Below are 25,090 nucleotides of genomic sequence, written 5' to 3'. Positions count from 1 at the left end.
GTTTTCCTCCCAAAAGTTCGTAAGCAGGCTACCTCCTGAACCCGTCCTCGGACCGGCCCGACCAGGAAGTGCATGCTTACCACAGTTACTTCTATATTAAATTACCTTATAAATTGCACCCGGTAATTGTGTTACCGCTTTTTTTATGATTAAAGATAACAGAACTGAATGCAAATGTCCAAAATCCCACCTCGTTGACGCCAGCAGCTCATCGAGTGTAAACGGCCCTTGATGCAGTATATGGTAAAGGTGCAGCTCCTCACTTGTCAATTTCTTTTCCATCAGATCGGCCGGACTCTCCTGCTCTAATGCTCCTGCTGAGGCTATTCCAGTCCCCTTAGAAGGCAGGTAGGATACGTATTCTTCCACAATATCTGAGGCGCAGGTTACCAGCTTCGCACCTTGCTTAATCAGCTCGAGTGCCCCTCTGCTCTTGGGAGAGGTCAGCGGCCCTGGCACGGCAAACACATCCCGGCTTGCTTCAAGTGCAGCATCGGCGGTGATCAGGGACCCGCTGCGGCTGTCTGCTTCTACCACCAGTGTTCCCAGTGACAGGCCGGCAATAATCCGGTTGCGCTGCGGGAATAATCCGGGATGGCTCGGAGTTCCGATAGGATATTCGCTAAGAACCAGTCCTTCGCGCGAAATCTGCCGCTCCAGCTCACGGTTCTCTGGAGGATAGACCTTATTTAGGCCGGTTGCCACCACAGCGATGGTCCCTCCTGCTCCGCCTAGCGCTGCTTCATGACAGACACTGTCTATCCCCCTCGCCAAGCCGCTTACTACCGTAAGACCGGCTGCACTTAGCTGTCCCGCCAGCATCTCCCCCACCTTGCGCCCATAAGCGGTAGGCACCCGTGTCCCAACCATAGCAACAGAGGGACGGGAAGCAAGCTCCAGACGGCCACGATAGTACAATACCCAGGGCGGCTGAGGGGTCTCCCGCAGCTGTGCAGGATAGTGTTCGTCCAGCAAGGTGACCATCGCTACACCGCTTTCTTTCATTAAAGAGCAGCGCTTCAGCACCCATGCTTCATTAAAGTCTGCTGCCAGCCGGGCGGCTATCACACTGCTGATTCCAGCCCGCTCCCATTCCTCAGCAGAACAGGAGAAGACAGCATTCGTCAAAAGACCCGCCCGGCGGATCTTGTCGATACTTTTCCATCCAATCCCCTCCATCTCATGCAGACCGAACAACAGCTCGCGAATTTCCATATGTATTCTCTCCCCGTGCGGAAGGGCCAGCCTTCCTTATTGTCTTAAACCAAACCTGGCTTAAACCAAAAAAAGCAACCTTTCATCCGCGTCATCCGGGACAAAAGGTTGCTTACCTTCAATATTTATTATACCTGCTTCAGCAGGAAAAGCTGTGACAAAATAACCCCACAACATTTCGAATTACAACTAGCGCAGAAACGCTCTAGTGTGTGGTGAAGGCATTCAGGATGCCGCGTTCCTCAAGCACACTGACAAGGGTAGAGCCCATTTCAGCAGGCGTTGGGGCTACCTTAATCCCGCAGGACTCCAGCACAGCGATCTTCTCGCTCGCCGTCCCTTTACCGCCTGAAATGATTGCCCCGGCATGGCCCATCCGTTTGCCCGGAGGTGCCGTAACCCCGCCGATGAAGCCCACCACAGGCTTGGTCATGTTCTCTTTGATCCACAGCGCAGCTTCTTCCTCTGCCGTCCCGCCGATCTCACCGATCATAATGACAGCCTTGGTGCCCGGATCTTCATTGAACAGCTTCAGGATGTCGATGAACTCCGAGCCCTTCACCGGGTCGCCTCCGATGCCCACCGCTGAGGATTGGCCGATTCCGCGCTCCGTCAGCTGATGTACAGCCTCATAGGTCAAGGTTCCGCTTCGGGAGACTACACCGACATACCCCGGCTTATGAATATAACCCGGCATAATGCCGATTTTGCATTCTCCAGGCGTGATGACACCCGGACAGTTGGGACCGATCAGCACCGTGGAGCGGCCCTCCATGTATCTGGACACTTTGACCATATCAAGCACCGGAATGCCTTCTGTGATACAAATGACCAGGTCCATCTCCGCGTCCACCGCTTCCATAATCGAATCTGCGGCAAAAGCTGGCGGTACGTAAATGACACTTGCAGTTGCACCAGTGGCTGCTTTGGCGGCAACAACCGTATCAAAGACAGGCAGACTCTTTTCCGTGCCGTTCTCCAGGGTAATCTGAACCGTAGTGCCCCCCTTGCCCGGCGTTACACCCCCAACCATCTGAGTACCGTAGTCCAGCGCGCCTTTTGTATGAAATAAACCTGTAGCGCCGGTAATTCCCTGGGTGATGACTTTCGTATTTTTATCTACAAGAATGCTCATGCGATAGGTCACATCCTCACTTATATTGTCGAATACGAGACTGGCTCCCCACAAAGGCAGCTATGATTACACAAGAGCAACGATTTTGCGGGCACCGTCCGCCATGGAATCTGCAGCGACGATATTCAGTCCGGAGCCGGCGAGAATCTCCTTACCCAGTGCCACATTCGTGCCCTCAAGACGTACGACCAGCGGCTTGGTTAAGCCAAGCTGTCTTGCCGCTTCGACTACACCGGTGGCGATGACATCACAACGCATAATGCCGCCAAAAATATTAACAAAGATACCGTTCACCTTGTCATCGGACAGGATGATTTTGAAGGCTTCTGTTACCTTCTCAGTCGTCGCACCGCCCCCTACATCGAGGAAGTTGGCCGGTTCGCCGCCATAATATTTAATGATATCCATAGTTGCCATCGCCAGGCCCGCACCGTTCACCATACAGCCGATGTTGCCGTCCAGTGCGATGTAGCTGAGGTCGAATTTGGACGCTTCGATTTCTTTGGCATCCTCTTCGTCCAGATCACGCAGCTCCAGGATATCCTTGTGGCGGAACAGACTGTTGGAATCGAAGTTAAGCTTGGCATCAAGCGCCATGACATTACCGTCAGCAGTAACGACCAGCGGGTTGATCTCCGCAATCGAGCAATCTTTATCCACAAAAGCCAGATATAGCGCTTGCATAAACTTGACCGCTTTGTTCACCAATTCGGGAGGAATAGCGATACTGTAAGCCAGCTTACGCGCCTGGAAGGTCTGAAGCCCCACCGCCGGATCAACGATTTCCTTGAAAATCTTCTCGGGATGTGTCGCCGCCACCTCTTCAATCTCCGTACCGCCCTCTTCGGATGCCATCATGACGACCCGTCCGGAAGCGCGGTCCACAACCAGACCGATATAATATTCTTTGACAATCTGACAGCCCTCTTCAATCAGCAGCCGCTTCACTACCTTGCCTTCGGGTCCCGTCTGATGGGTCACCAGTGTCTTGCCGAGGATCTCGGACGCATACGCGCGAACCTCATCACTGTTCTTCGCCACCTTAACGCCGCCGGCTTTGCCGCGACCGCCAGCATGAATCTGCGCTTTGACTACAACCACAGGTGTACCCAGCGCTGCGGCAGCTTCCACTGCTTCGTCCACTGTATAAGCAACTTTTCCGTTCGGTACGGCTACGCCATACTTCTTAAGTACTTCTTTTCCCTGATACTCGTGGATATTCATTCCGGAAGCCTCCTAAAGTGTTGCGGTGACCGTGTAGCAGGCAGCCTGCGGTCATTCCGCATTCCGTTTTGATTGTCCAAAGCCGGGCCAGACCGGTTGTTAACCGGCAATATCCCGGTACAAGCAGAGCGCTGGCACCAGAAGCATATGCTGCAAAAGGTACAGTTCTCTGCCAGTAGCATATAGTTCCTATCACAAGGTGATATCTATAATTACCTATATGCCAGAATGTGAAACCCAGAATATTGTAACATGTTTTAAAAACGCTTTCCTTAAAAACTTTCACTATTTATACATACATTTTCGCTTGGTTTCATGCCGGAATGCGAACGATTGCATTGACATCCATGCTTAAACGGCTTAACCGCCCTTATTCAGGACGGCGAAACCTATATTCTTATATGGGAGCGAGACTACGATTTCGAATTGCTAATATTTGCTTCATGCACCCGGTTCAGGAGATTTTTGAATTGTCCCAGCAAATCTATGAACTCTACCGGGGAGAGCATCGTGCCTTCTACCATTTTGCCGGGAATGCCCATTGCATCCTGCTGCAGCGCCAAGCCTTGGGGCGTTAATGAAATAAGCACCTTCCGCTCATCCTGCAAAGAACGTTCACGCAAAATTAGTCCTGCAGCCTGCAGACGCTTGAGCAGCGGAGTCAGCGTGCCTGAATCGAGGAACAGAGCTTCACCCAGCTCCTTGACTGTACATTGCTGTCTCTCCCACAGGACCAGCATAACCAGATACTGCGAATACGTTAATCCGATCTTATCCAGATGAGGCTGGTATAGCTTAGTAAATTCACGCGAACAGGCATAAATCGTAAAGCAGAGCTGGTTCTCCAGCATAAGCTCAGGGGTTGTAGTGGGTTCTTTTTGCATTTCTTCTTCACCTGCCTTTGTGACATTAGTTTATCACAATTCATACATAATATCATGTTAATAGCGGAAAATAGATTGACTTTTATTTTAATTGTGTTAAATTAAGTTGTGTACAATACATTATGAAAACGAACGGGAGCGATTTATATGATGACCATCCAACAGAAAATGTACGAAACAACAGTAAAAGCCGTAGGCGGCAGACAGGGTTCTATCGAATCCGACAGCCCTAAGCTGAACCTTGCGATCAGCACACCACGAGAAATGGGCGGCGCCGGCGGTGAAGGCACGAATCCTGAGCAGCTGTTCGCAGCCGGATATTCCGCTTGCTTCGACAGCGCGCTGAACATGGTGGCACGTATGGGCAAGGTGAAGATCGAAGGCTCTGAAGTAACCGCTACTGTCAGCTTCGGTAAAGTGGAAGACGGCGGGTTCGGCATTGCTGTGAAGATGGATGTTCTGGTCAAGGGTGTTGACCGTGAGACCGCCAAACAGCTGGTAGAAGCGGCTCATGGCGCATGTCCTTACTCCCGCGCGACGCGCGGCAATATCGAAGTTGAACTGAACGTGCTGTAAGAATAACTTCAATATGTTAAAACGGTTCTATCACCCCTAACACATGCCGATACCGTTTCAGCATCCCCCTGTCCGGCGGCCCCGGACGGGGGTTTTGGTGTTTCAGGCTTCCTCCTCCACCATGACCTGCCTGTCCAGATTGCGGTATTGTACTGCTTCGGCCAGATGGGCAGCGCCAATCTCCTCCGTTCCTTCCAGATCGGCAATCGTGCGGGCCAGCTTAATAATCCGGTCATGCGCCCGCATACTGAGTCCAAGACTCTCCAGAATACTGCTGAGCAGCAGCTCCTCTTCCGGCCGCAGCACAGCATAACGGCGAAGCGCCGCCCCGGACAGCTCGCTGTTCCAGGAAATCGGCAGAGTCTTATATCGCTCCGACTGAATGGTCTGAGCCCGCAGTACCTCAGAACGCATCTGTGCCGTCGTGACCGGAGGCACATTCCTGTCTCCTTCCCTTGGGCGCGGCACATCGACCTGCATATCCATCCGGTCCAGCAGCGGGCCCGAGATTTTGCCCCGGTACTGGGCGATTTTGGCCGGACTGCAGCTGCACCGCTGCTCTGCACTGCCGCTGCCAAGAAATCCGCACATGCACGGATTCATGGAGCAGGCAAGCAGGAACTGGGCAGGGAAGGTGAAGGATGCCCTCGCCCGGCTGATGGTGACAATCCCGTCCTCCAGCGGCTGGCGGAGCACTTCAAGCACAGTCCGGGAGAACTCGGGCAGCTCGTCCAGGAAGAGAATGCCGCGGTGAGCAAGGCTAACTTCCCCAGGCTTCGGAATTCCGCCCCCGCCGATCAATCCGGCCGCCGAGATCGTATGATGCGGGGAACGAAACGGGCGCTCGCGCAGCAAGCCGCCTCCGCCGTCTCTAAGCTTCCCGGCAGCACTGAATATCTTCATCACCTCAAGTGATTCTTGATCATTAAGCTCGGGAAGAATTCCGGGTAACCGCTTAATCAGCATGCTCTTCCCGGTGCCTGGAGGGCCGATCAGAATAATATTGTGCATCCCCGCAGCCGCAATCGTAAGCGCCCGCTTCACATGATTTTGCCCGATAACATCGCTGTAATCTTCGTTGAAGAACTGCTCCCCCCCGAGCGGGGAGGGAATATTCTCCACTGGCTCAGTATGATATCTCAAATGATCCAGGGACAACGCCAGAACAGGCGGACGCTTCCTGGAAGATGCTTCAGTACTCACAGATACAGATACCGGAAACGGCAAATCAGCCTGCGGCAAGGGCGAGTCTGATCCGGCTGCTTCAGACCATTCAACCGGAGTCGGCGGAGGAAGCTGCCCCGGCTGAGGCAGCTCCCGCAAATGTCCGGCAGTGTATACCTTCATTCCCGCGATTAAGGCAGCTTCAGCCGCATTGCCGGGCGGCACCAGAACAGCATGAATTCCGGCCTGCCGCGCAGCCTGGGCCATGGATAATACCCCATTTACCGGCCGTAGACTTCCGTCGAGCGCAAGCTCACCAATCAGCAGCATCTGTCCGGCTTCCGGCATGACAAGTTGGCCGCTTGTCGTCAGTATCCCGAGGGCAATTGCCAGATCAAACGCAGAGCCCTCCTTGCGCAGATCGGCCGGGGCCAGATTAATCGTCACCCGCTGCTGGGGATAGCTGTACCCGCAATTTTTAACGGCGGCCCGTACCCGTTCTACCGCTTCCCTGACTGCCGAATCCGGCAGACCGATAATATGGGTCTGCGGCAAGCCGTTAGCCAGATCCACCTCCACTCCAATCATTACACCTTCAATGCCATACAGGCATGCGCTATGCATTTTTCCATACACAAATAAGCACCTCTTCTCCAGAAATACACCCGCAGCGGGTGTTCATTTCCAGGAAAAAAGGTGCTTCCTCTTTTTCCGTAAGCTCAATTACACTCAGTATACCCACAACCCTACACAACATGCAAGGTTATTGCGCATAAAATGCTGCACAAAATTCAGAATTCAATCATCTTGCATAATCATGCAACCATGACCAAAGAATCATTTTTTAGCCTTCTTCACTGGCTACCACTGAATCCCTGATCTGTTCAAAGGACAACGGAGTGTAATTCCAATGCTCCACACAAATATTAAAATGATGATTGCCTTCATATTTCTGTCCATGAATATGTCCGTGCACATTCACGTAAGGCATATGCTTGTTCATATACATTGGCTCATGCGAGAGCAGAAAAAACTCCTTGTATATCAGCGGATACTCACTGACCTCATCAAACCCGGCTTCCAGCCACCAGCCCCGTCCGCGTCCACGGTCATGATTGCCAAGTATCAGAATTTTGTACCCGTTCAGGGCAGCCACAATGCTCAAGGTATCCTCTTGATTCCTGAAGGAAAAGTCTCCAAGATGAAAAACCGTATCCTCCTTGCCTACCACAGCATTCCAGTTCGCAATCATCACCTTGTCCATCTCTTCCGCACTGCTAAAAGGCCGCGATTCAAAATCAATGATCAGCTTGTGGCCAAAATGATGATCTGAGGTGAAAAATACTTTGGACAAGACCGTTCCCCGCTTTCGCTAAGTGCTTTATTCCTTAATCATTCCACTTCCGCTTGGCTGCTCGCCGGTTCACATCCATTTGTATTAATTCCGCCACCGGCGGCGCTTCCTCATGCTCGATCAGCCATTTGCGCATTTCCTTAATGGCCTCCACTTGTCCGTTGCCCTTGTCGCGCCAGGTCAACAGCTCGATCACATTGATGACCAGTGACAAGAGACTGCTGTTGCTGTCTTGGGTTTTCTCAGCACGCATCTTGTGGAATAACGCTTCATTCTCCCAGTCAATCAATATCTCTTCCGCTATTGCAGGCCGCATAACGGTAAATGTCTTATTACAATTACTGCAGCATACAACGGATAAGGGCTCTGCGCCAAGTTCCGCTACTATATTATGCTCACAATTTTGGCAAGTAAAGCTTACTTGTATATTCATTGGTTGATTCCTCATTCCGGCAGCCCTCCTCATGGTGGCATTAAAAGTTACACTAATGTTTACCCACTTCTTTTGAGAAATGACCCATGAAGTCCGGCATCTGTCAAGGATAATTGTTAAATTCTACCCGTTTTTCGCAAAACAGAAACCACTAAAAGGCTTCCCGGAGATGCCGCAGAGAGGCGATGCTTAAATCCGGCTGAAGCTGTACAGCAATCACATCGAATGCAATTGCAGCCGGCTGGAGTCCCTGCATGTGCAGGTACACCAGGGCCGTCTCTCTCACCTGACGGATTTTGCGCGCATCGACCGACTCCTCCGCAGTGCCTTGTACAGTTGATCCGCTCCGGCTGCGCACCTCAATGAAGACCAGAGCGCCTTCATACTCCGCGACAATATCCAGTTCTCCGCTCCGGCAGCGCCAGTTATACTCCCGGATGTGGTAGCCCCGTGAAGTCAGATACATTCGGGCCGCCTGCTCGGCAGCAGCGCCTTTTTCCTGGCGGGTGTAGGTTCTGCCGTCCCCGTTAAGGCTCACTTCTGTCTCCGTTCCCCGGCTGTCCGGTCACTCTGGTATACATAGCTGAGAATCTCAGCCACCAGTTGGTAGAGCTGAGGCGGAATCTGCTGGTCGAGATCGAGCTTCGACAGCACCTCTACCAGCGCAGCATCCTCCTGGACCGCTACTCCGTTTTCCTTTGCCTTTTGCAGGATGATGTCCGCAACCGAGCCTTGCCCCTTAGCAACAACCACCGGCGCTTCGCTCTGGCCCGGAATATATTTGAGCGCCACTGCCTTCTTGAGATTCTGAGGAACCTTCTGTTCAGACTCACTCATATGCGGTAATCTACTCCTTTGTACTCCTGCGGAGCATAATCGGACGGCTTCACCGCAGCAGCGGCCACGCTCCGCTCCGGCAATGCCTCCGTGCGCAGGCTGGACAGCTGATAGCCTATCCCTTCGACCGCCGCCTTCATCTCTTCGCGGCGGCCCTCCAGCAGCTCCAGTACCCAAGGTTCATCGTTATGCAGCTTCAGGCTGACGATGCGGTCCACCACCTGCACATCGATCATCGTCTGGCCGAGCTGCTTCATGTCCAGATCGAACCACAAGCGGCAATTCGCCGCGTCGAGCTCTCCTTTGCTGCCGCGCCGCGACTGGATCTGGACGGAGGCCGTCTCCCGGCCATCCGGTCCGTGCAGCGGCAGGAACATCGTCACCTGCGCGAACGGCGCGGTGCGGTCTGTATTCAGCAGCAGCTGCTGGCCCGTCAGCTGCTGCACCAGCTGGCCCGCGGCTTCCTTGACCGCGGGCGGGGCCTCGCTGCTGCCCAGTACCTGCAGCAGCACGCCCTTGAGCGTACCGGCGGCATCTTCCGCGCCGCCGGACGCTGCCTGCGCAGCGGCGGTATGCGCCCCGCCGCTGCGCAGGAGCTGCTGCTCGTGCTCCGCACCGAGCAGCTTCAAGATCCGCCCCACCCAGGGGTCAATCCCCTGGGTGGCGGCGGATTCCCCCTGCGGCTGCGCCGCCGCAGGGGCTGCACTGCCGCCCGCCGCGCCGGAGGCGGGCGGCGCTTCGGCGAGCTGCGGCAGAGCGCCGCGCAGCTCGGAGAGCACGCCCTGCAGCTTCGCGAGCAGGGCAGGCCCCGCAGCGCTCTGCGCCTGCGCGGCAACGCCCGCGCCCTCACGCACTCCAGCTGCGTTCCCCGCACCTTCGCCACGCGCTCCTGCTACATTCCCCGCACCTTCGCGCGCTCCAGCAACAGCTCCCGCTCCTTCACCACGCGCTCCTGCTACATTTCCCGCGCCTTCACGCGCTCCAGCCACGCTTCCCGCACCTTCACCACGCGCTCCTGCTACGTTCCCCGCACCTTCGCGTGCTCCAGCTACAGCTCCCGCGCCCTCACGCACTCCAGCTGCGTTCCCCGCACCTTCGCCACGCGCTCCTGCTACATTCCCCGCACCTTCGCGCGCTCCAACAACAGCTCCCGCTCCTTCACCACGCGCTCCTGCTACATTTCCCGCGCCTTCACGCGCTCCAGCCACGCTTCCCGCTCCTTCACCACGCGCTCCTGCTACATTCCCCGCACCTTCACGCGCTCCAGCCGCAGTTCCCGCTCCTTCACCACGCGCTCCTGCTACATTCCCCGCACCTTCGCGCGCTCCAGCAACAGCTCCCGCTCCTTCACCACGCGCTCCTGCTACATTCCCCGCACCTTCGCCACGCGTTCCTGCTTCATTCCCCGCTCCTTCACCACGCGCTCCTGCTACATTCCCCGCTCCTTCACGCGCTCCAGCCACAGTCCCCGCACCTTCGCCACGCGCTCCAGCTACAGTCCCCGCTCCTTCACCACGCGCTCCTGCTACGTTCCCCGTGCCTTCGCCACGCATTCCAGCCACGCTCCCTGTACCTTCACGCGCACCCGCAGCATTCCCGCTTCCTGCCGGTTCTGCGTCTCCCGCTGGCACTAATGCAGCTTGTCCATTTGCACCCAATGCCTGAGAGGTGCCAGCATTACCAGTCTGTCCCGCCTGAGCATTCGCCCCGGCAGTCCCTCCATTGCCAGCCAGCCCGGCATTTGCTCCGCCTGTCAGCAGCCCTGCCATAAGTCTGCTATTCCCCGCAGCTTGACCTGATCCGTCGCCGTCCACACCTTGCTGCAGCCAGACGTTTACCGCAGTCTCCAGCTTTGCCAGCAAATCATGCAGCTTCGGCCCGAATACAGCCTGCTGCAGCCCCTTCACCGTCTCCGCCGTTACAGGCAAGCCGCGCTTCACTGAGATTACAGCCGCTTCCAGCCATTCTGAGGCAGGGACACCGGGAGGTTTGGCATTCATTACAGCATCCAGCTTCGCCGCAGTCTCCTTAGTGAAGGCGAGTCCTCCGGCTTGCATCGCTTGAACAATCTCCCGTCCCGCCTTGGAATTGGCAAGTCCAAGTGACTCCAGCGCCTCGCCCATACTCTGTGGTGAGACCATAGCCGCCTCCCCCAGAGAGACCGGCTTAAGCACCGGCAAGCCGCCTTCTCCTGGTGCCCCCACCTGCAGGTTAAGCGTCTGACCGGCTGCCAGCGGTGTTTCCAGTTCAGCCCGTACCGGCGTCCCCTGAATCTGCACCACCGCTTCTTTTCCGGAATCGGATACGCTTAGCACAACGCCGCGAACAACCTGACCTTCCTTAAGCTCTACAGATTTGGCCTCTCCCGCCTTGCTGTCGCCAAGCAAACCGCGAACCAGTGACCCGATGTTCATGTTGTCCGCCTCCCTTCTTTTTATTTATATCGGTATTTCACCTACAATTGTGATTATCCAGATTACACGCCAATTGGAAACTGCTATGCCATCCTTTTTTAGAATAAAGTCAGCTGTTCCTGCTCCGCCAGAATATTGCCGATAAAACTGCGCCGGTGCATCGGGGTTACACCAAGTAGCTTGATCTGCTCACGATGCAGCTTGGTAGCATATCCTTTATGTACTTTGATCCCGTAATCCGGGTATAATTCCTCCCACAAGCCCTCACAAAGCCGGTCACGGGTCACCTTGGCTACAATGGAGGCGGCAGCAATCGACTGGCTGTTGGCATCACCTTTGATGATGGCGCGCTGCGGCAAGGGCAGGTCCACCTTTTCCGCATCAATCAGCATATAGTCCGGCTGCTGGCTTAATCCTTCAACCGCCAGGCGCATCGCCAAACGCGAAGCCTGTTTAATATTAATTTCATCGATTATAGCCGCCTCTACATGCCCTAAGCTTACTGCCAGCGCCTGCTCCATAATGGTCTCATACAGAGCCTCACGCTTTTTGGCCGTCAGCTTTTTAGAATCATCCACACCCTCAATAATCAGCCCCATTGGCAAAATTACAGCTGCAGCCACTACATCTCCGAACAAACAGCCACGGCCTACTTCATCCACACCCGCGATGTGACGGAAGGATTGTCCCCAGCCTTCTTTTTCATACCCAAGCATATCTGTCTCACTCATCGTCTCTCCACCTGCCCACTAAAAATAAAATAAGCTACATCTATGATCTTCTTACGAATATATGACATAATGCGAATTCTAAAAAAGCTTCAAACTCGCACTTACTTCCATCCATTCCCAGTCTCCGATTCTTAAAATTCTGCACTAAAGACAACAATCCCTTCATTAATACTGCGAAAATTCAAAAAAGTTGTATGAAAAACAGCATTTCTACTCCCCCAAGCCGCCAAAACGAGGGCATTCCTGCATTTCATACAACACTTCTGGTACTCCGTTCAATATCAATAGAGAAGAGTTGTAATTCTTACAAGATTACTTCGCGCACCCTCTCATCCCCCCATTCTCAGCAACTTTCACAATATCTGTTTGCTCCTTCTCACACCACCCAGCACTAACGCCTTCTAGATCTATCTTCCTCAACCCTCTACACGCAAAAAAAGAACCACCCCACATTCACGGATGGCTCTTCCATTCCATACTACAGTCTACTATTCAGGTGTCTCCAGTGTGAAGCGTCCAAGCTTTCCGGCACGAAGCTCATGCAGCAGCGCGCGTGAAGCCTTCTCCAGGTCTACACGGCCGCCGCTCATCAGACAACCGCGCTTACGTCCGACCGCTTCCATAACGGCCACAATTTCGTCCGGGTTCTCTAAGTCCTCCGGCAGCTTACTGATATCAAAGCGCTCCTGGAACCGGCTTCCGTAATCCTTCACCAAATATTTCAGCGCATAATAAGCGATATCCTCGATATTCAGGATTTCTTCCTTAATGGCCCCGGTTACTGCCAGCTTATAGCCTACCGTCTGGTCCTCGAACTTCGGCCAGAGAATCCCCGGCGTATCCAATAGCTCCAGACTGCCGCCGGTCTTTATCCACTGCTGGCCCTTGGTAACCCCCGGACGGTCACCGGTAATCGCAATACTTTTTCCAGCCATCCGGTTAATGAGAGTCGATTTGCCTACGTTGGGAATGCCCACAATCAGTGCCCGCATCGCACGCGGATTCATGCCCTTGGCAATTTGCCGGTCGATCTTGTCCTTCAGCAGCAGCTTCACCTGCTCCGGAATCTCTTTAATCCCAGTGCCAGTAGAAGCATCTACCGGATAGGCAACATGCCCCTGCTCCTTGAAATAAGCCAGCCACTTGCGCGTAACTTCCGGATCGGCCAGATCTGCTTTATTTAGAATAATCAGTCTTGGCTTGTCCCGCAAAATATCGTCAATCATCGGATTGCGGCTCGAAATCGGCAGACGGGAATCAAGCAGTTCTATCGCAACATCAATCAGCTTCAGCTTATCCTCGATTTGTCGTCTAGCCCTCGTCATATGACCAGGAAACCATTGAATGGCCAATGCCGTCACCTCCTTTGACTTCTGTCAGCTTCATAAATGAATTAATGATTTATTAATGAGATATTCTTCACCGGCCAGAAAATAAGGTCTGCACGGCCGACAATATCCCCCAGCGGCACATAACCGATCATCCGGCTGTCCGTACTGTCAGAGCGGTTATCCCCCATTACGAATACATGGCCTTCCGGCACCTTATTGTCCGTAAACTGCTCATTCGGGAAGTTCTTATTGTTGTACAAAATGTTGTTATTATGCGCATCATCAATCGCGCCCTGGATATACGTTTCGTTCACAGGCTCTCCGTTCACTGTAACGACATCCCCTTCAACCGTGACTGTATCGCCCGCCACACCAATGACACGCTTAATGAAATCCCGGCCCTCTGAGGGCACATGGAACACAATGACTTCCCCGCGCTCCGGCTTGCGGATATCGTAGAGAATTTCGTTAACAATCACTCGTTCGCCGGTATGGAAGTTAGGCTTCATGGAAGGGCCGTCTACGATAAACGGTTTGAACAAAAGCCAGCGTATTAGAATAACCAGAACCAATGCAATCGCTATCGCTTTAATCCATTCCAGGACTTCATTCTTTGGCTTCCGGGGGCTCTGGCCGTTAGAATCAATCACTTCGCCTTGCCCTTGCTGCAAATCCTGCTGCATAGTTCACCGTCCTCTCCAATAATTGTTATCTCCACTATACAATACAAAAAAGCTCCTGCCAAAAACTCCCCCGCGATTACTCCTTCAGGAGGCCTTTTCGGAGAAGCTGTTCCTAAGGCACATATGTCTGAAAACCCGATTCTTTAATTACAAGAAATAAACGAAAGGGGCTTGAATTCAAGCCCCTTTCCTTTGTCACTATTCTAGCGACGAATTTCTTTAATTCTTGCAGCTTTACCGCGCAGGTCACGAAGATAGTACAGCTTCGCACGACGAACTTTACCGCGGCGAGCCACTTCGATTTTCTCGAGTTTAGGGGAGTTGACTGGGAATGTTCTTTCCACACCAACACCATAAGAGATTTTACGAACCGTAAAAGTCTCACCGATACCGCCGCCGCGACGTTTGATTACAACGCCTTCGAACAACTGGATACGCTCACGAGTTCCTTCGATAACTTTTACATGCACCTTCAAAGTGTCACCCGGGCGAAAACTCGGGATATCTTTACGAAGTTGCTCTTGTGTAATTGCTTGTAGGATATTCATTAAGGACTTCCTCCTTCCGTACAGGTGTTCTTGCCTCTTCCGGAGAGCCATTGCTCTCCCTCATTATCCGCAGAGGACCACCGTATTCCACACAACAGAAGTAATTTTATCACAAACAATAGGCGTCTGCAATAGTTATTTTTAGTTTATAGAATTAAAGCGGCAGCATATCCCGTTTCTTCGCCTTCACCTTACAATCCTTGCAGAGTCCGACCACACTTCCGTCATCCTGGGCATAAAAGATCAGCTTGCCGTTCTTCTTCTTGCAGGAGGAGCACTGCTGATCCGCAGCATTCTGCTTGGCCTTACGGTGCCCTTCCATAGAAATTACGTTACTCGCCTTCCCCTGCTTCGGCGCTTCAGACTGTTCTTGGCTCATCCGGCTGCGGTACACGGTATAGACAACTGCGCCCACCAACACAACGATCAGGAATGCTGCATACTGCATTTGGCTCATCCGCCCCTCTGACTTATTCAGTCAAAATAGTAAACAGACCGTCTCCCGGGTCTGCTTCCGTACCGGCCCTCCAGCTGTCACATTTCATTCTTCCGGTCCTTCATCTAACGCAAGTGTACCATAATGCAGGATTGAAATGTAGCCGAACGCTTACTGGACTATAGTCTAGTAGAACAACCCGCCGCCAGGCTGTTATCCAGTGTTTTCCCATAATATATAATACCCAGTATACATAAGCAAATAATCATGCCTTTAGGAGGGCCTATATAAAATGAAGAAACATCACAGTACAGCAATTATTGCAGCCATGGCCGTATTTTCTATTGCACTTACCAGCTGCCGGGAGCTTCCCGGCAAGGAAGCGGCGGATAATCAATTGGAGCAGACGATCTCCGGCAGCTTCACACAAGAGGCAGCCGAAGCCGTGAAGCAGAGTCTCAGCGATGCCAGTGCTGCTGTAGGTGACGCGACCCAGAACATAACAGGCATGATTGAAGATCAAATGAACACTAGCGGAATTAGCCGGGAATTCTCCACCTCCCTGCCTATTGCTTCGGCTTCCGTGCTTAAGCTGGACAATGCAGTGGGTGAAGTGGAAGTAGTGCCAGCTTCAGGTGATGAGATAACTGTCCAGGCCACCGTCATCGTGCATGAGCAGACAGGCCACAAGCTGGTATCCGGCGTGCTGGATCATACGGAAGTTTCTATCGAACACAAAGGAGACGCTCTAATCGTCTCTGCTCATGGTGAAGGCAATGCGAAGAAGGACCTCTGGGAATGGGCGCAGCATGAGTACGGTGATTCCAACTTCAGCATTAATTATGTAATCGGGATTCCAGAGACCGTTGACCGGTTTGAGATTGATAATAATGTAGGCACTGTTCAGCTCCGCGGGCTAGAGGGGACTTTTGAGATTAACAGCAATGTGGGCAGCATCATCCTGCAAGACACCGTGTTCACAGGCAAGTCCAGTGTAGAGTCAAATACGGGAAGTATTGAGCTTGGAGTATCCAGCATGACAAAGGGCAGCAGCCTCAAGGCTAAGAGCGATATCGGAAGAATCTCCGCCGATCTGTCAGCATCAACCGCATGTACGGTCAAAGCCCGCAGCGAACTCGGCCATATCTCCGGCACCGACAACGGTACATCAAAGGATTATAACGGCGGCGGTCCGCTGGTATCGTTAACCACGCAGATCGGAGCCATATCCGTTAACTAAATCAACCTGTCATTACGCCAAAAGTGGGCCTTCCTGACTTCCAGGAGCCCACTTTTGTCTTGTTCAGCCTATCGTCAGATTAGTGCAATTGCCAAAAGCGTGAACAGGCTCAAGGTAAGGATCTGACTGCCGTAGCCATAGTAGCCGCCATAGTAGTTTCCCGCACCGCCCGGGTAAAAGGCCGAGGTTTGCATTCTGCCATTGCCCTTTGTTTTAAGATACACATTGTTCCGGTCCACATCCACAATAATTCCTTCATGGCGTTTGCCGTCAGAAGTCATAATACGTACACGCTTATCTTTGCAATGGAGACAATTATAATAAGCTTCCATCTGCTGTTTCCTCCTTAATCGTGGTTCTGTATCTTATGAGGGGAGGGATAAGCCGGTAACGGCTATCGTCACGCAGCAGCTGTCTATAAGTAAAATAGCTGTGAAATGAAGAACTTGTGAACATTGTGTATCAATTTTGTGGAAAAAGGGGTAATATTAAAGTAACAAAAACAATTAACCGCTTACGGTTGTGAACAATCTTCTACAATCCATAAGGAGGCAGGAATCATGAGTACAGCAGGCAGACGTTTTATTAATGAAGGAGTACTGCGGATCGCCTGGTTTATCATCTTCGCTTCGCTCACCTACACGGTGCGCAATTATACTTGGGCCATTGTATTGCTTATGGTTGTTGCCTTGTATTCCTTGGTCACGGGAGTCATCATGCTTACCCGCCGGGATGGAGACAGGGGCAGGTATTAACTTAACCGCACCTGGGTCTTATCCTCAAAATAAAAACACTTCCTACAGAGCGTAACACGCTGACGGAAGTGTTTTTTTATGTAAGTTATTTGTAACGTCTCATCAATACTAATAGTGTTTGTTTGTGTTGTAATGTTAATTGGACGGCTCAACTCTTTTTGTCGCTAAAAACACATCTGAAAATTTGTCTTGTGGTATACGTCTGTTCATACCTTTTTTGACTTTAAAACAACGCAAAAAAGAGTGGAAATATCTGCCACTCATCTAAAAAATATGATATAATCACAGAAGCAATAGAATAGGCTTATAGGGGCGTGTCGGCTACCTCTCTAGAAGGGAGGGATGCCTTGTGGAAGTTAAAGACACTTTAACGCTAATGATCTCATTTGCGACTCTGGTTGTTCTAATACTTTCATTCCATAAACGCAAATAGACCGCGCCCCGGTTAGGAATCGGTCTATTTGTATCCGTCATTCCACTAAAGCTGACCGCCCTTAAAAGCGGCTCTATTGCGCAGGGGAGTCGTGTTGACCGCACGGCTCTTTTTGTTGACTATAGTATATCACGTTTTGTTTTACTTTGTAATACAAGTATTACACCTTTGTATTACAGTTTGTATTATAATTCGAGACTACTAGCATCCTCTTCTGCGTCAAACAAAATTTTAACAACAAAATAAAGCTTCCTTTAAAAAGTGGCTAGAACCTTGATACATTAGAATAATCGGAGTAACAGGATTTGAACCTGCGACCTCACCCACCCCAAGGGTGCGCGCTACCAGGCTGCGCTATACCCCGACATTTCAAACAGAATCCAATACAATACAGCGGCCTTACGTTTACCGCGTACCTATGATTAAGATACGTTCACCCGATGTAAAATATGCCGGTAAGCGGTTACTTGCTGCTTATACTATAAATATACCCTACTCGCGCAGCCGTTTCAAATAGAGTTCAGTATTTTTATAGAGTTCAATATTTTTTCGGATGTTATTAAAATTTAATGGATTTTCCGTAAAGGCTGTGCTATACTCTTGGCACAAGGAAAGGAGGTGCGTTCACATCAAGCATGACATGCTGAACGTATCCCTTACCCGGACCAACGGCTGAATGTTGTAGCCTTGGTGGCGCGGGATACGGATCAAAGTTACAAACTAGCGCCTCGGGTAGAGAGACCGTCTTCGGACGGTCTTTTTTTATGTGGTATCATCTTAAAAATAACCACTTGAGCCATCAGGATCTTACGTCCTTCTGCTCAAGCGGTTATTGGTGTAATCTGCTGTATTACTGAGGCTATGGAACCTGATACCAGGGTCTAATTCATTCCTTGCATATCTTAGTTATGATTTACGATTCTTATAGAAATCGATAATATCACTCACTGTGCGGAGCGGCTCCGCCTCTTTGTTGTGGACTGTGTCCACGGCTGGCTTGAATGGTTCATGCGTATTCGTAGTCACTTCAGTCATTCCTTTCGATAGTTAAGCTAGCTGTGTCTTAAGCTGCATCTACTCTTGCGGCGCCTCTTATTATTACCCTTGCACACGGGTACCGACACACCCCTGCTTCTATTTTCAAAATAAAAATCTACTCTTCCTGCCTACCTGTCACCTTCATGAAACATGTCTTACAATCCCCAGCACACAGCAAAAAACGCCTCCCTAACGTAATATACGTTAAAAAGACGCCAGCTATGACTCTATTCAGGCCCAAATTTACAATTAATTATTTTTGAGGCTTGCCTGCTCCTGCAGCCGCTTCAGCGTCTGCTTGTCCTTCACCGTCAGCTCAGCCGTCTCCAGCAGATCCGGTCTGCGTTCAAGGGTACGCTGAAGCGCCTGCTCTCGCCGCCACACCTCGATATTGGCATGATGCCCGCTGAGCAGCATGTCCGGCACCTTCCAGCCCCGGAACTCTGCCGGGCGGGTATAATGCGGGTACTCCAGCAGCCCGGTGCTGAAGGAGTCGGAGATGGCAGAGGTCTCGTTACCCAGGGCCCCTGGCTGCAGCCGCACGATCGAATCTATTACGGTCATAGCAGGCAACTCACCGCCGGTCAGCACATAGTCGCCAATTGACAGCTCGTCCGTCACCAGATGCTCACGGATTCGCTCGTCATAGCCCTCATAATGACCGCAGATGAAGATCAGGTGCTGTTCCTGTGCCAGCTCTTCGGCGATCTGCTGGTTATAGGTCCGGCCCTGAGGGCACATCAGAATAATACGCGGCTTCACTGCCTCTGTATCCCCGCTCTCACCTTGCTCCCCTCCGGCAGTACTCTGAGCCAGCACATGCTCCACCGCTGCGAAGATAGGGTCAGGTTTCAATACCATCCCTCCCCCTCCGCCGTAAGGCGTATCATCCACGCTGTTATGCTTGTTGCCCGAGAAGTCGCGGAAGTTCACAGTGTTCAGTGAAGCAATGCCTTTCTCACGGGCCTTACCGAGAATGCTGGTGCCGAAGACGCCTTCACACATATCCGGGAACAGCGTCAGCACGTCGATGCGGATCATGGGAGCAGCCCTTCCATAAGGTGCACAGTAATTTTTTTGGCTGCAATATTGACGTCCAGCACTACATCGTTAATAACCGGAATCAGAATATCCTGGCCCTTCTTCGGCTTCACTACCCAGACATCGTTGGCCCCAGGCTGCAGAATCTCTGTAATCGTTCCCAGCGGCTGGCTGGCATCTTCATCTGTGTAGACTTCACAGCCTACGATCTGGTGGAAGTAATATTCGTTCTCCGGCAGCTCAACCAGATTATCACTAGGTACCTTAAGCATACTGCCTTTATACTTCTCAATCTCATTAATGTTCGTATACCCCTTAAGCCTCGCGATATACATCCCTTTATGCTCTCTCGCCGCTTCGATCGTAACCTCGAATTTCGGGCTTCCGTCTGCGGGAATCAGCAGCAGCTTCTTGCCGGGTGCAAACCGCACCTCCGGGAAATCGGTATGCGACAGGATTTTGATCTCCCCGCGAATACCGTGCGTATTCACCAGTCTGCCTACGGTTAACTCTTGTGTCATGTGTTCATCTCCTTCACTTTAATTATTCAGCTTATAAATTCTTATATTTTCAACAAAAAGGAGCCGGGATATACTATCCCTAGCCCCTCCTTGTGCGCATCCTTAAGATAAAATATCCACGGTAACGCGTTTATCACTTTTGACTGCTGCAGATGTGACTACGGTACGAAGCGCTTTGGCGATCCGCCCCTGCTTGCCGATAACCTTGCCGACATCATCAGGATGCACGGACAACTCATAGACTATCAAGTGATCCTTCTCCACGGTCCGTACGGCCACATCCTCCGGATGATCCACTAAAGCCTTAGCAATAACACCAACTAATTCTTCCATAGAGGACCCTCGCAATCAGTCATTATTTCTGAAGCTTTGACTCATGGAACTTCTTCATCACGCCAGCTTTGGAAAGCAGGTTGCGGACGGTATCAGATGCTTGTGCACCTGTCTGAAGCCATTTAAGAGCCTTCTCTTCGTCAATCTTAACGACTGCCGGTACTTCGATCGGATTATAATAACCGATTTCCTCGATAAAACGGCCGTCACGAGGAGACCGGGAATCGGAAACCACTACACGGTAGAAAGGCGCTTTATGTGCTCCCATTCTTTTCAAACGAATACGTACTGCCACGAAATTCACCTCCTTAAAAGAATATCGAAATATAGGGAAAGAAGATCAACGGAACGGGAACTTCATGCCGCCTTTGCCGGCAAGGCCCTTGAGCTGCTTCATGGCGTTCTTCTTACCGCCCTTGCCGCCTCCGCCGCCCATCATGCCGGAGAACTGCTTCATCATCTTGCGCATTTCATCGAATTGCTTGATGAGCCGGTTCACTTCAGCGACGTTGGTACCGCTGCCTGCTGCAATACGCTTGCGGCGGTTATGGTTGATAATCTCAGGCTGGGCTTTCTCGGCCTTGGTCATGGAATGAACAATGGCTTCAACGCGGCCCATCTGCTTATCGTCCACCTTCAGGTCCTTCATGCCCTTGGCCTTGTTCATGCCAGGCAGCATATCAAGAATCTGATCGATCGGGCCAAGCTTCTTCACCTGATCCATCTGCTCCAGGAAATCATCGAACGTGAACTCTGCATTACGCATCTTACGTTCCATTTCCTTGGCCTTCTCGGTATCGATGTTGGCCTGAGCCTTCTCAATCAGCGACAGCATGTCGCCCATGCCGAGAATCCGCGAAGCCATCCGCTCCGGATGGAACGGCTCCAGCGCATCGATCTTCTCGCCCAGAGCGGCGAATTTGATCGGACAGCCGGTGACCGCCTTGACGGATAACGCAGCACCACCACGGGTGTCGCCGTCAAGCTTCGTAAGCACTACGCCGGTAAGCTCCAGCTGCTTGTTGAAGCTGTCCGCCACATTCACAGCATCCTGACCGGTCATAGCATCGACTACCAGAAGCACTTCATCCGGAGTTACAACGTTATGAATCTGCTTCAGCTCTTCCATCAGCTCTTCATCAATATGCAGGCGGCCTGCCGTATCGATCAGGACATAATCCAGGTTATTATCCTTCGCATGCTGAACACCTTGTCTGGCAATCTCTACCGGACTGGTCTGATCACCCAGCGAGAAGACAGGAACCTTAATCTGTTCTCCGACCACCTGCAGCTGCTTAATCGCAGCCGGACGGTAGATATCGGCAGCTACGAGCAGCGGGCGGTGATTGCCCTTCTGCAGCAGCTTCGCCAGCTTACCGGAAGTGGTCGTCTTCCCTGCGCCCTGCAGACCCGTCATCATAATGACTGTCGGCGGCTTGTTCGACTTAGCCAGCTTCGCCTGGCTTCCACCCATCAGCTCGGTCAGTTCCTTGTTAACAATATCGATGATGACCATGCCTGGCGTGAAGCTGTCCATCACTTCCGTGCCAACAGACTTCTCTTTCACCTTGGACACGAAGTCCTTGACGACCTTGAAGTTAACATCGGCTTCCAGAAGGGCCAGCCGCACTTCACGCATCGCTTCGTTTACGTCATCTTCGGATACTTTCCCTTTGCCGCGCAGTTTGCTGAACACATTCTGCAATCTTCCGGTTAATCCTTCAAATGCCATAGGCGGCTCGCTCCCTTCTTCCTACTCTAACTTCTGCAGCCGGTCCATGAGTTCCATGAACTGCTGTTTATATTGCTCAGGCAGCATTGCCGTATCCTGCAGTCTGCGCATTTCTTCTAAGTATTTGTTACGGTCTTCATGCTTGGACAGGAGTCCAAGCTTCTCTTCATAATTCTCAAGCACTTGCTCCGCCCGCTTGATATGCTCATACACAGCCTGGCGGCTAATTTCAAATTCCGCTGCGATCTCCCCCAGGGAGAAATCATCATGGAAATAATATTTGAGAAACGTCTGTTGCTTGTCAGTAAGCAGCCGTTCATAGAAAGCGAATAACAGGTTGATCCGGTTGGTTTTCTCGAGCCTATTCTCCTGACTCATTAAGGGCACTCCCTTCGTCAAGGAAAAACACTTTACAGCTTCACAACGTCCCTTATGATACCGAAAACAAAGAAAGATGTCAAGTCTTTTTACTTGTCATCTTTCACTTTGTCCAAAACCGGCATTCCTGCGCTGAAATCCGGCGCCATTCCTGCCTCATATATTCCGCTTTTAATGAATAGGGAGAATATATAACAATACAACGAAGAAGTGCAAGACGGTTCCGGCAAGCACGAATAAATGCCAGATCGCATGATGATACGGGAAGCCCCGCCATACATAAAAGACGGTGCCGAGCGTGTACATCAGCCCCCCTGCTACCAGCAGTGTCATCCCGCCGCTGGCAACAGCCTGGGACAGAGGGCTCCAGGCGATTACGATCATCCAGCCCATCGCAATATAGAAGATGGTGGACATGAACAGGAATTTTTTGACGAAAAAGGCCTTGAAGAAAACACCGAATACCGCCACGCCCCAAGCGATACCAAATAAAGTCCAGCCCAGCGGTCCGCGGATCGCCACCAGCATGAACGGGGTATACGTTCCGGCAATGAATAAATAAATTGAGGAATGGTCAAGAAATTCAAAGAAATCCTTCGCTTTCCCCTCCCTGAGACTATGCACCATCGTTGAATTAAAATACAGCAGCAGCATAGTAGCGCCATAAATGGAGAAACTGACTACATGCCAGGCTGTGCCATTCTGAGCAGCGTATACGACCAGCAGCACCAATGCAGCAATGCTTAAGACAGCGCCGATCCCGTGAGTAACCGCATTAGCAACTTCTTCCTTGCGGCTGTAAGTGTGAGTATTAGCCATACCACGATTCCTTCCGTTTGCGGTTTCCTTCTATTATAGCCGTTTCTCCGAAGTCCTTCCAGCTTACGGATGCCGCAGGGCAGGCTGCTGCTGTATCATTCAATCGCCTAAGCAGCCATCATTAGCTGTTGCTGCAAGTCTTTTAGCTTATAGCTTATAGAGCTCCGCATACTTCGCTTCCAGATAATCTGCCAGATAATCGGGATTAAGCGGTTCGCCTGTGACTTGCTCAATAATCTGCGAAGGGGTCAGGCTCTGGCCGTAGCGGTATACCTTGCCCGTCAGCCATTCCTTGATCGGCAGCAGGTTACCGGCGGCAATCAGCTCCTCGAACTCCGGCAGCTCCTTACGCAGGGTGTTCAACATCTGGGCTGCATACATGTTACCCAAGGAATAGGAAGCGAAATAGCCGAAATCTCCACCGGACCAATGAACATCCTGGAGCACGCCAAGCGCATCCGTCGGTGGTGTAATCCCTAAGTATTCCTGATACTTCGCGTTCCAGGTCTTAGGCAGGTCCTTGACTTCAAGCCCTTCATTGAAAATCAGCTTCTCAATCTCATAGCGCACAATAATATGCAGGTTATACGTTAGTTCATCAGCTTCGATCCGAATGAAGGAGTTGCCTACACTGTTGATCGCCCGGTAAAAGTCTTCCATCTCCACGTCCGCAAGCTGCTCCGGGAAATGCTGCTGCAGATCGCCATAGTAACGCTGCCAGAAAGCCCGGCTGCGGCCGATCATATTCTCCCACAGCCTGGACTGGGATTCATGAATTCCCATGGAAGCACCCTGTGCCAGCGGTGTACCAATCAGCTCTTCTCCGAAATTCTGCTCGTACAGGGCATGTCCGCCCTCATGCAGCGAGCTGAAGATGGAGCTGGTCACATTGTCTAGCAGATAGTTCGTTGTGATGCGTACATCGCCGGGGTTCAGGCCGGTAGCGAACGGATGCACACTCTCATCCAGACGTCCTGCCTCGAAATCATACCCCATCTGCTCAAGTAAGAAGAGGCCGAATTTCTCCTGTTGCTCCTTGGGGAAGATCTGGCTCAGAAATCCGGTGTCCGGCTTGTTCGGCGAGGCATTGATCGCTTCGGCCAGCGGTACAAGACGGCTGCGCAAACGGGTGAAGATGGCATCCACCTTCTCAACCGTCAAATCCGGCTCGTACATATCCAGCAATGTGTCATAACGCGAGCCTTGCACACCCCAATAATCAATGAATTCTTGTTTGAGGGCCACAATCTTGGTCAGATACGGCTCGAAGGAGGCGAAATCATTCTCATCCTTAGCCTCTTCCCAGACGGTCTGCGCATGGGCGGTGAGCACCGAATATTCCTCGAAGGTCTTGGACGGAATGCTCTTACTGCGCTGGTACTCCTTGCGGGTATCCTTCACAATCTTATTCTGATTGCTATCCAGTTGCTCCGCTACTTCGGGGCGGCTGAGATACTCTGTGAACGCCCTGATCTCTTCCGATACCTGGAGTTTGAACGCCTCTGCACTCAGCATACCAAGCGTGGCGGAACGGATCTCTACGCCTTTGCGGGGCGCACCTGTACGCAGATCCCAGCCCAGAAGTCCAATTGCTTCATAATAGCCTTTGATTTTAGATAATAACTCGCTGAATTTATCCCATTGTTCCCGGACCTGCTGTTCCATGTCTGAGCACCTGCCTTGTCATTTTTTTCTACTCCTCTTGATGATACTTTTTATAATCGCTATAATCAAATTCGGGCGATATCTCTTCAAATTTGAATTAGTTAACGGCTCACAGGCGCGGAGACAGGCTCCGCTTAGATTTTGCAAAATTTGATTACAGGAAGCCCTTT

General features: G+C 51.7%; 29 protein-coding genes and 1 tRNA gene. 4 read left to right on the top strand and 26 right to left on the bottom strand.

The window, feature by feature from the left end:
- Positions 1-96: 96 nt before the first annotated feature.
- The 4 genes from dprA to NSU18_RS00735 form a co-directional block, all read right to left on the bottom strand.
- A complete protein-coding gene (gene dprA / locus NSU18_RS00750; RefSeq protein WP_341022707.1) occupies positions 97-1,215 on the bottom strand; it encodes a DNA-processing protein DprA in 1,119 nt (372 codons plus the stop codon).
- A 205-nt stretch (positions 1,216-1,420) separates the two neighbouring features.
- A complete protein-coding gene (sucD, locus tag NSU18_RS00745; protein ID WP_341022709.1) occupies positions 1,421-2,350 on the bottom strand; it encodes a succinate--CoA ligase subunit alpha in 930 nt (309 codons plus the stop codon).
- 66 nt (positions 2,351-2,416) lie between these two features.
- A complete protein-coding gene (sucC, locus tag NSU18_RS00740; RefSeq protein WP_036724647.1) occupies positions 2,417-3,574 on the bottom strand; it encodes an ADP-forming succinate--CoA ligase subunit beta in 1,158 nt (385 codons plus the stop codon).
- Positions 3,575-3,987: 413 nt separating this feature from the next.
- Entirely contained in the window at positions 3,988-4,458 is a 471-nt protein-coding gene (locus NSU18_RS00735; RefSeq protein WP_341022710.1) for a MarR family winged helix-turn-helix transcriptional regulator, read from the bottom strand.
- Between the two features lie 147 nt (positions 4,459-4,605).
- Here NSU18_RS00735 and NSU18_RS00730 point away from each other — a divergent pair, with 147 nt between their 5' ends.
- On the top strand, positions 4,606-5,034 hold the full coding sequence (locus NSU18_RS00730; protein WP_036692467.1) for an organic hydroperoxide resistance protein: 429 nt from the start codon (positions 4,606-4,608) through the stop codon (positions 5,032-5,034).
- A gap of 102 nt (positions 5,035-5,136) precedes the next feature.
- Here NSU18_RS00730 and NSU18_RS00725 read toward each other — a convergent pair whose 3' ends face one another.
- From NSU18_RS00725 to NSU18_RS00675, 11 genes are all read right to left on the bottom strand, one after another.
- Positions 5,137-6,834 carry a YifB family Mg chelatase-like AAA ATPase gene (locus NSU18_RS00725; RefSeq protein WP_341147947.1) on the bottom strand — a complete coding sequence of 566 codons (1,698 nt, stop codon included), beginning with the start codon at positions 6,832-6,834 and terminating at the stop codon, positions 5,137-5,139.
- A 208-nt stretch (positions 6,835-7,042) separates the two neighbouring features.
- Positions 7,043-7,552, bottom strand: coding sequence for a phosphoesterase (locus NSU18_RS00720; RefSeq protein WP_341022717.1), 510 nt, complete (start codon positions 7,550-7,552; stop codon positions 7,043-7,045).
- 34 nt (positions 7,553-7,586) lie between these two features.
- Entirely contained in the window at positions 7,587-7,805 is a 219-nt protein-coding gene (locus NSU18_RS00715) for a hypothetical protein (protein ID WP_341147946.1), read from the bottom strand.
- A 331-nt stretch (positions 7,806-8,136) separates the two neighbouring features.
- Entirely contained in the window at positions 8,137-8,523 is a 387-nt protein-coding gene (locus tag NSU18_RS00710; RefSeq protein ID WP_341147945.1) for a YraN family protein, read from the bottom strand.
- Positions 8,520-8,822 (bottom strand): EscU/YscU/HrcU family type III secretion system export apparatus switch protein, encoded by a 303-nt coding sequence (locus NSU18_RS00705; protein ID WP_036692460.1) that lies wholly within the window; start codon positions 8,820-8,822, stop codon positions 8,520-8,522. Before NSU18_RS00705 ends, NSU18_RS00710 begins: the two co-directional genes overlap by 4 nt.
- Positions 8,819-11,236: a hypothetical protein gene (locus NSU18_RS00700; protein WP_341147944.1), complete on the bottom strand. Its 2,418-nt coding sequence runs from the start codon at positions 11,234-11,236 to the stop codon at positions 8,819-8,821. The genes NSU18_RS00705 and NSU18_RS00700 overlap by 4 nt, the downstream gene beginning before the upstream one ends.
- A 98-nt stretch (positions 11,237-11,334) precedes the next feature.
- Complete coding sequence (locus NSU18_RS00695; protein WP_341147943.1) at positions 11,335-11,967, bottom strand: ribonuclease HII; 633 nt, start codon at positions 11,965-11,967, stop codon at positions 11,335-11,337.
- Positions 11,968-12,455: 488 nt separating this feature from the next.
- Positions 12,456-13,319 carry a ribosome biogenesis GTPase YlqF gene (gene ylqF / locus NSU18_RS00690; protein ID WP_341147942.1) on the bottom strand — a complete coding sequence of 288 codons (864 nt, stop codon included), beginning with the start codon at positions 13,317-13,319 and terminating at the stop codon, positions 12,456-12,458.
- 41 nt (positions 13,320-13,360) lie between these two features.
- Entirely contained in the window at positions 13,361-13,981 is a 621-nt protein-coding gene (gene lepB, locus NSU18_RS00685; protein WP_036701218.1) for a signal peptidase I, read from the bottom strand.
- 203 nt (positions 13,982-14,184) lie between these two features.
- Positions 14,185-14,529, bottom strand: a complete 345-nt coding sequence (gene rplS, locus NSU18_RS00680; protein ID WP_036701215.1) for a 50S ribosomal protein L19 — start codon at positions 14,527-14,529, stop codon at positions 14,185-14,187.
- Positions 14,530-14,683: 154 nt separating this feature from the next.
- Positions 14,684-14,977, bottom strand: a complete 294-nt coding sequence (locus tag NSU18_RS00675; protein ID WP_341022732.1) for a hypothetical protein — start codon at positions 14,975-14,977, stop codon at positions 14,684-14,686.
- A 280-nt stretch (positions 14,978-15,257) separates the two neighbouring features.
- On the opposite strand from NSU18_RS00675, the gene NSU18_RS00670 reads away from it, so the two are divergent.
- Positions 15,258-16,205: a hypothetical protein gene (locus NSU18_RS00670; protein WP_341147941.1), complete on the top strand. Its 948-nt coding sequence runs from the start codon at positions 15,258-15,260 to the stop codon at positions 16,203-16,205.
- Positions 16,206-16,279: 74 nt separating this feature from the next.
- On the opposite strand, the gene NSU18_RS00665 is transcribed toward NSU18_RS00670, so the two are convergent.
- Positions 16,280-16,537 (bottom strand): hypothetical protein, encoded by a 258-nt coding sequence (locus NSU18_RS00665; protein WP_036701211.1) that lies wholly within the window; start codon positions 16,535-16,537, stop codon positions 16,280-16,282.
- 228 nt (positions 16,538-16,765) lie between these two features.
- Here NSU18_RS00665 and NSU18_RS00660 point away from each other — a divergent pair, with 228 nt between their 5' ends.
- Complete coding sequence (locus NSU18_RS00660; RefSeq protein WP_341022734.1) at positions 16,766-16,960, top strand: hypothetical protein; 195 nt, start codon at positions 16,766-16,768, stop codon at positions 16,958-16,960.
- 349 nt (positions 16,961-17,309) lie between these two features.
- Positions 17,310-17,393: a putative holin-like toxin gene (locus tag NSU18_RS32335; RefSeq protein ID WP_445321839.1), complete on the top strand. Its 84-nt coding sequence runs from the start codon at positions 17,310-17,312 to the stop codon at positions 17,391-17,393.
- Between the two features lie 290 nt (positions 17,394-17,683).
- Here NSU18_RS32335 and NSU18_RS00655 read toward each other — a convergent pair.
- The 10 genes from NSU18_RS00655 to NSU18_RS00610 form a co-directional block, all read right to left on the bottom strand.
- Positions 17,684-17,757, bottom strand: a tRNA-Pro gene (locus NSU18_RS00655).
- A gap of 542 nt (positions 17,758-18,299) precedes the next feature.
- Entirely contained in the window at positions 18,300-18,428 is a 129-nt protein-coding gene (locus NSU18_RS00650; RefSeq protein ID WP_341022736.1) for a hypothetical protein, read from the bottom strand.
- 252 nt (positions 18,429-18,680) lie between these two features.
- Positions 18,681-19,469, bottom strand: a complete 789-nt coding sequence (gene trmD / locus NSU18_RS00645; protein ID WP_341023378.1) for a tRNA (guanosine(37)-N1)-methyltransferase TrmD — start codon at positions 19,467-19,469, stop codon at positions 18,681-18,683.
- Entirely contained in the window at positions 19,469-19,993 is a 525-nt protein-coding gene (gene rimM / locus NSU18_RS00640; protein WP_341147940.1) for a ribosome maturation factor RimM, read from the bottom strand. Before rimM ends, trmD begins: the two co-directional genes overlap by 1 nt.
- A gap of 102 nt (positions 19,994-20,095) precedes the next feature.
- The gene (locus NSU18_RS00635) at positions 20,096-20,326 is read right to left on the bottom strand and encodes a KH domain-containing protein (protein WP_020432321.1); all 231 of its coding nucleotides are present in this window, start codon (positions 20,324-20,326) and stop codon (positions 20,096-20,098) included.
- A 22-nt stretch (positions 20,327-20,348) separates the two neighbouring features.
- Complete coding sequence (gene rpsP, locus NSU18_RS00630) at positions 20,349-20,621, bottom strand: 30S ribosomal protein S16 (protein WP_036701203.1); 273 nt, start codon at positions 20,619-20,621, stop codon at positions 20,349-20,351.
- A gap of 45 nt (positions 20,622-20,666) precedes the next feature.
- Positions 20,667-22,058, bottom strand: coding sequence for a signal recognition particle protein (gene ffh, locus NSU18_RS00625; RefSeq protein WP_341147939.1), 1,392 nt, complete (start codon positions 22,056-22,058; stop codon positions 20,667-20,669).
- 21 nt (positions 22,059-22,079) lie between these two features.
- Complete coding sequence (ylxM, locus tag NSU18_RS00620; protein WP_341022739.1) at positions 22,080-22,436, bottom strand: YlxM family DNA-binding protein; 357 nt, start codon at positions 22,434-22,436, stop codon at positions 22,080-22,082.
- Between the two features lie 171 nt (positions 22,437-22,607).
- Positions 22,608-23,255, bottom strand: coding sequence for a PAQR family membrane homeostasis protein TrhA (gene trhA / locus NSU18_RS00615; RefSeq protein ID WP_341022740.1), 648 nt, complete (start codon positions 23,253-23,255; stop codon positions 22,608-22,610).
- A gap of 147 nt (positions 23,256-23,402) precedes the next feature.
- The gene (locus NSU18_RS00610) at positions 23,403-24,920 is read right to left on the bottom strand and encodes a carboxypeptidase M32 (RefSeq protein ID WP_341147938.1); all 1,518 of its coding nucleotides are present in this window, start codon (positions 24,918-24,920) and stop codon (positions 23,403-23,405) included.
- Between the last annotated feature and the right edge of the window lie 170 nt (positions 24,921-25,090).

Source organism: Paenibacillus sp. FSL H8-0048 (assembly GCF_038002825.1).
In the GTDB taxonomy this organism is placed as follows: Bacteria; Bacillota; Bacilli; order Paenibacillales; family Paenibacillaceae; genus Paenibacillus_AQ.
Note: the sequence above shows the minus strand (reverse complement) of the source record. Positions and strands in the feature narration are given on the sequence as shown.

Bases quoted from the DNA above. Each gene is read 5' to 3' on its own strand.
- dprA (WP_341022707.1), bottom strand. From the start codon at position 1,215: ATGGAAATTCGCGAGCTGTTGTTCGGTCTGCATGAGATGGAGGGGATT.
- sucD (WP_341022709.1), bottom strand. From the start codon at position 2,350: ATGAGCATTCTTGTAGATAAAAATACGAAAGTCATCACCCAGGGAATT.
- sucC (WP_036724647.1), bottom strand. From the start codon at position 3,574: ATGAATATCCACGAGTATCAGGGAAAAGAAGTACTTAAGAAGTATGGC.
- NSU18_RS00735 (WP_341022710.1), bottom strand. From the start codon at position 4,458: ATGCAAAAAGAACCCACTACAACCCCTGAGCTTATGCTGGAGAACCAG.
- NSU18_RS00730 (WP_036692467.1), top strand. From the start codon at position 4,606: ATGATGACCATCCAACAGAAAATGTACGAAACAACAGTAAAAGCCGTA.
- NSU18_RS00715 (WP_341147946.1), bottom strand. From the start codon at position 7,805: ATGCGTGCTGAGAAAACCCAAGACAGCAACAGCAGTCTCTTGTCACTG.
- NSU18_RS00705 (WP_036692460.1), bottom strand. From the start codon at position 8,822: ATGAGTGAGTCTGAACAGAAGGTTCCTCAGAATCTCAAGAAGGCAGTG.
- NSU18_RS00700 (WP_341147944.1), bottom strand. From the start codon at position 11,236: ATGAACATCGGGTCACTGGTTCGCGGTTTGCTTGGCGACAGCAAGGCG.
- NSU18_RS00695 (WP_341147943.1), bottom strand. From the start codon at position 11,967: ATGAGTGAGACAGATATGCTTGGGTATGAAAAAGAAGGCTGGGGACAA.
- lepB (WP_036701218.1), bottom strand. From the start codon at position 13,981: ATGCAGCAGGATTTGCAGCAAGGGCAAGGCGAAGTGATTGATTCTAAC.
- rplS (WP_036701215.1), bottom strand. From the start codon at position 14,529: ATGAATATCCTACAAGCAATTACACAAGAGCAACTTCGTAAAGATATC.
- NSU18_RS00675 (WP_341022732.1), bottom strand. From the start codon at position 14,977: ATGCAGTATGCAGCATTCCTGATCGTTGTGTTGGTGGGCGCAGTTGTC.
- NSU18_RS00670 (WP_341147941.1), top strand. From the start codon at position 15,258: ATGAAGAAACATCACAGTACAGCAATTATTGCAGCCATGGCCGTATTT.
- NSU18_RS00665 (WP_036701211.1), bottom strand. From the start codon at position 16,537: ATGGAAGCTTATTATAATTGTCTCCATTGCAAAGATAAGCGTGTACGT.
- NSU18_RS00660 (WP_341022734.1), top strand. From the start codon at position 16,766: ATGAGTACAGCAGGCAGACGTTTTATTAATGAAGGAGTACTGCGGATC.
- NSU18_RS00650 (WP_341022736.1), bottom strand. From the start codon at position 18,428: ATGACTGAAGTGACTACGAATACGCATGAACCATTCAAGCCAGCCGTG.
- rimM (WP_341147940.1), bottom strand. From the start codon at position 19,993: ATGACACAAGAGTTAACCGTAGGCAGACTGGTGAATACGCACGGTATT.
- NSU18_RS00635 (WP_020432321.1), bottom strand. From the start codon at position 20,326: ATGGAAGAATTAGTTGGTGTTATTGCTAAGGCTTTAGTGGATCATCCG.
- ffh (WP_341147939.1), bottom strand. From the start codon at position 22,058: ATGGCATTTGAAGGATTAACCGGAAGATTGCAGAATGTGTTCAGCAAA.
- ylxM (WP_341022739.1), bottom strand. From the start codon at position 22,436: ATGAGTCAGGAGAATAGGCTCGAGAAAACCAACCGGATCAACCTGTTA.
- trhA (WP_341022740.1), bottom strand. From the start codon at position 23,255: ATGGCTAATACTCACACTTACAGCCGCAAGGAAGAAGTTGCTAATGCG.
- NSU18_RS00610 (WP_341147938.1), bottom strand. From the start codon at position 24,920: ATGGAACAGCAGGTCCGGGAACAATGGGATAAATTCAGCGAGTTATTA.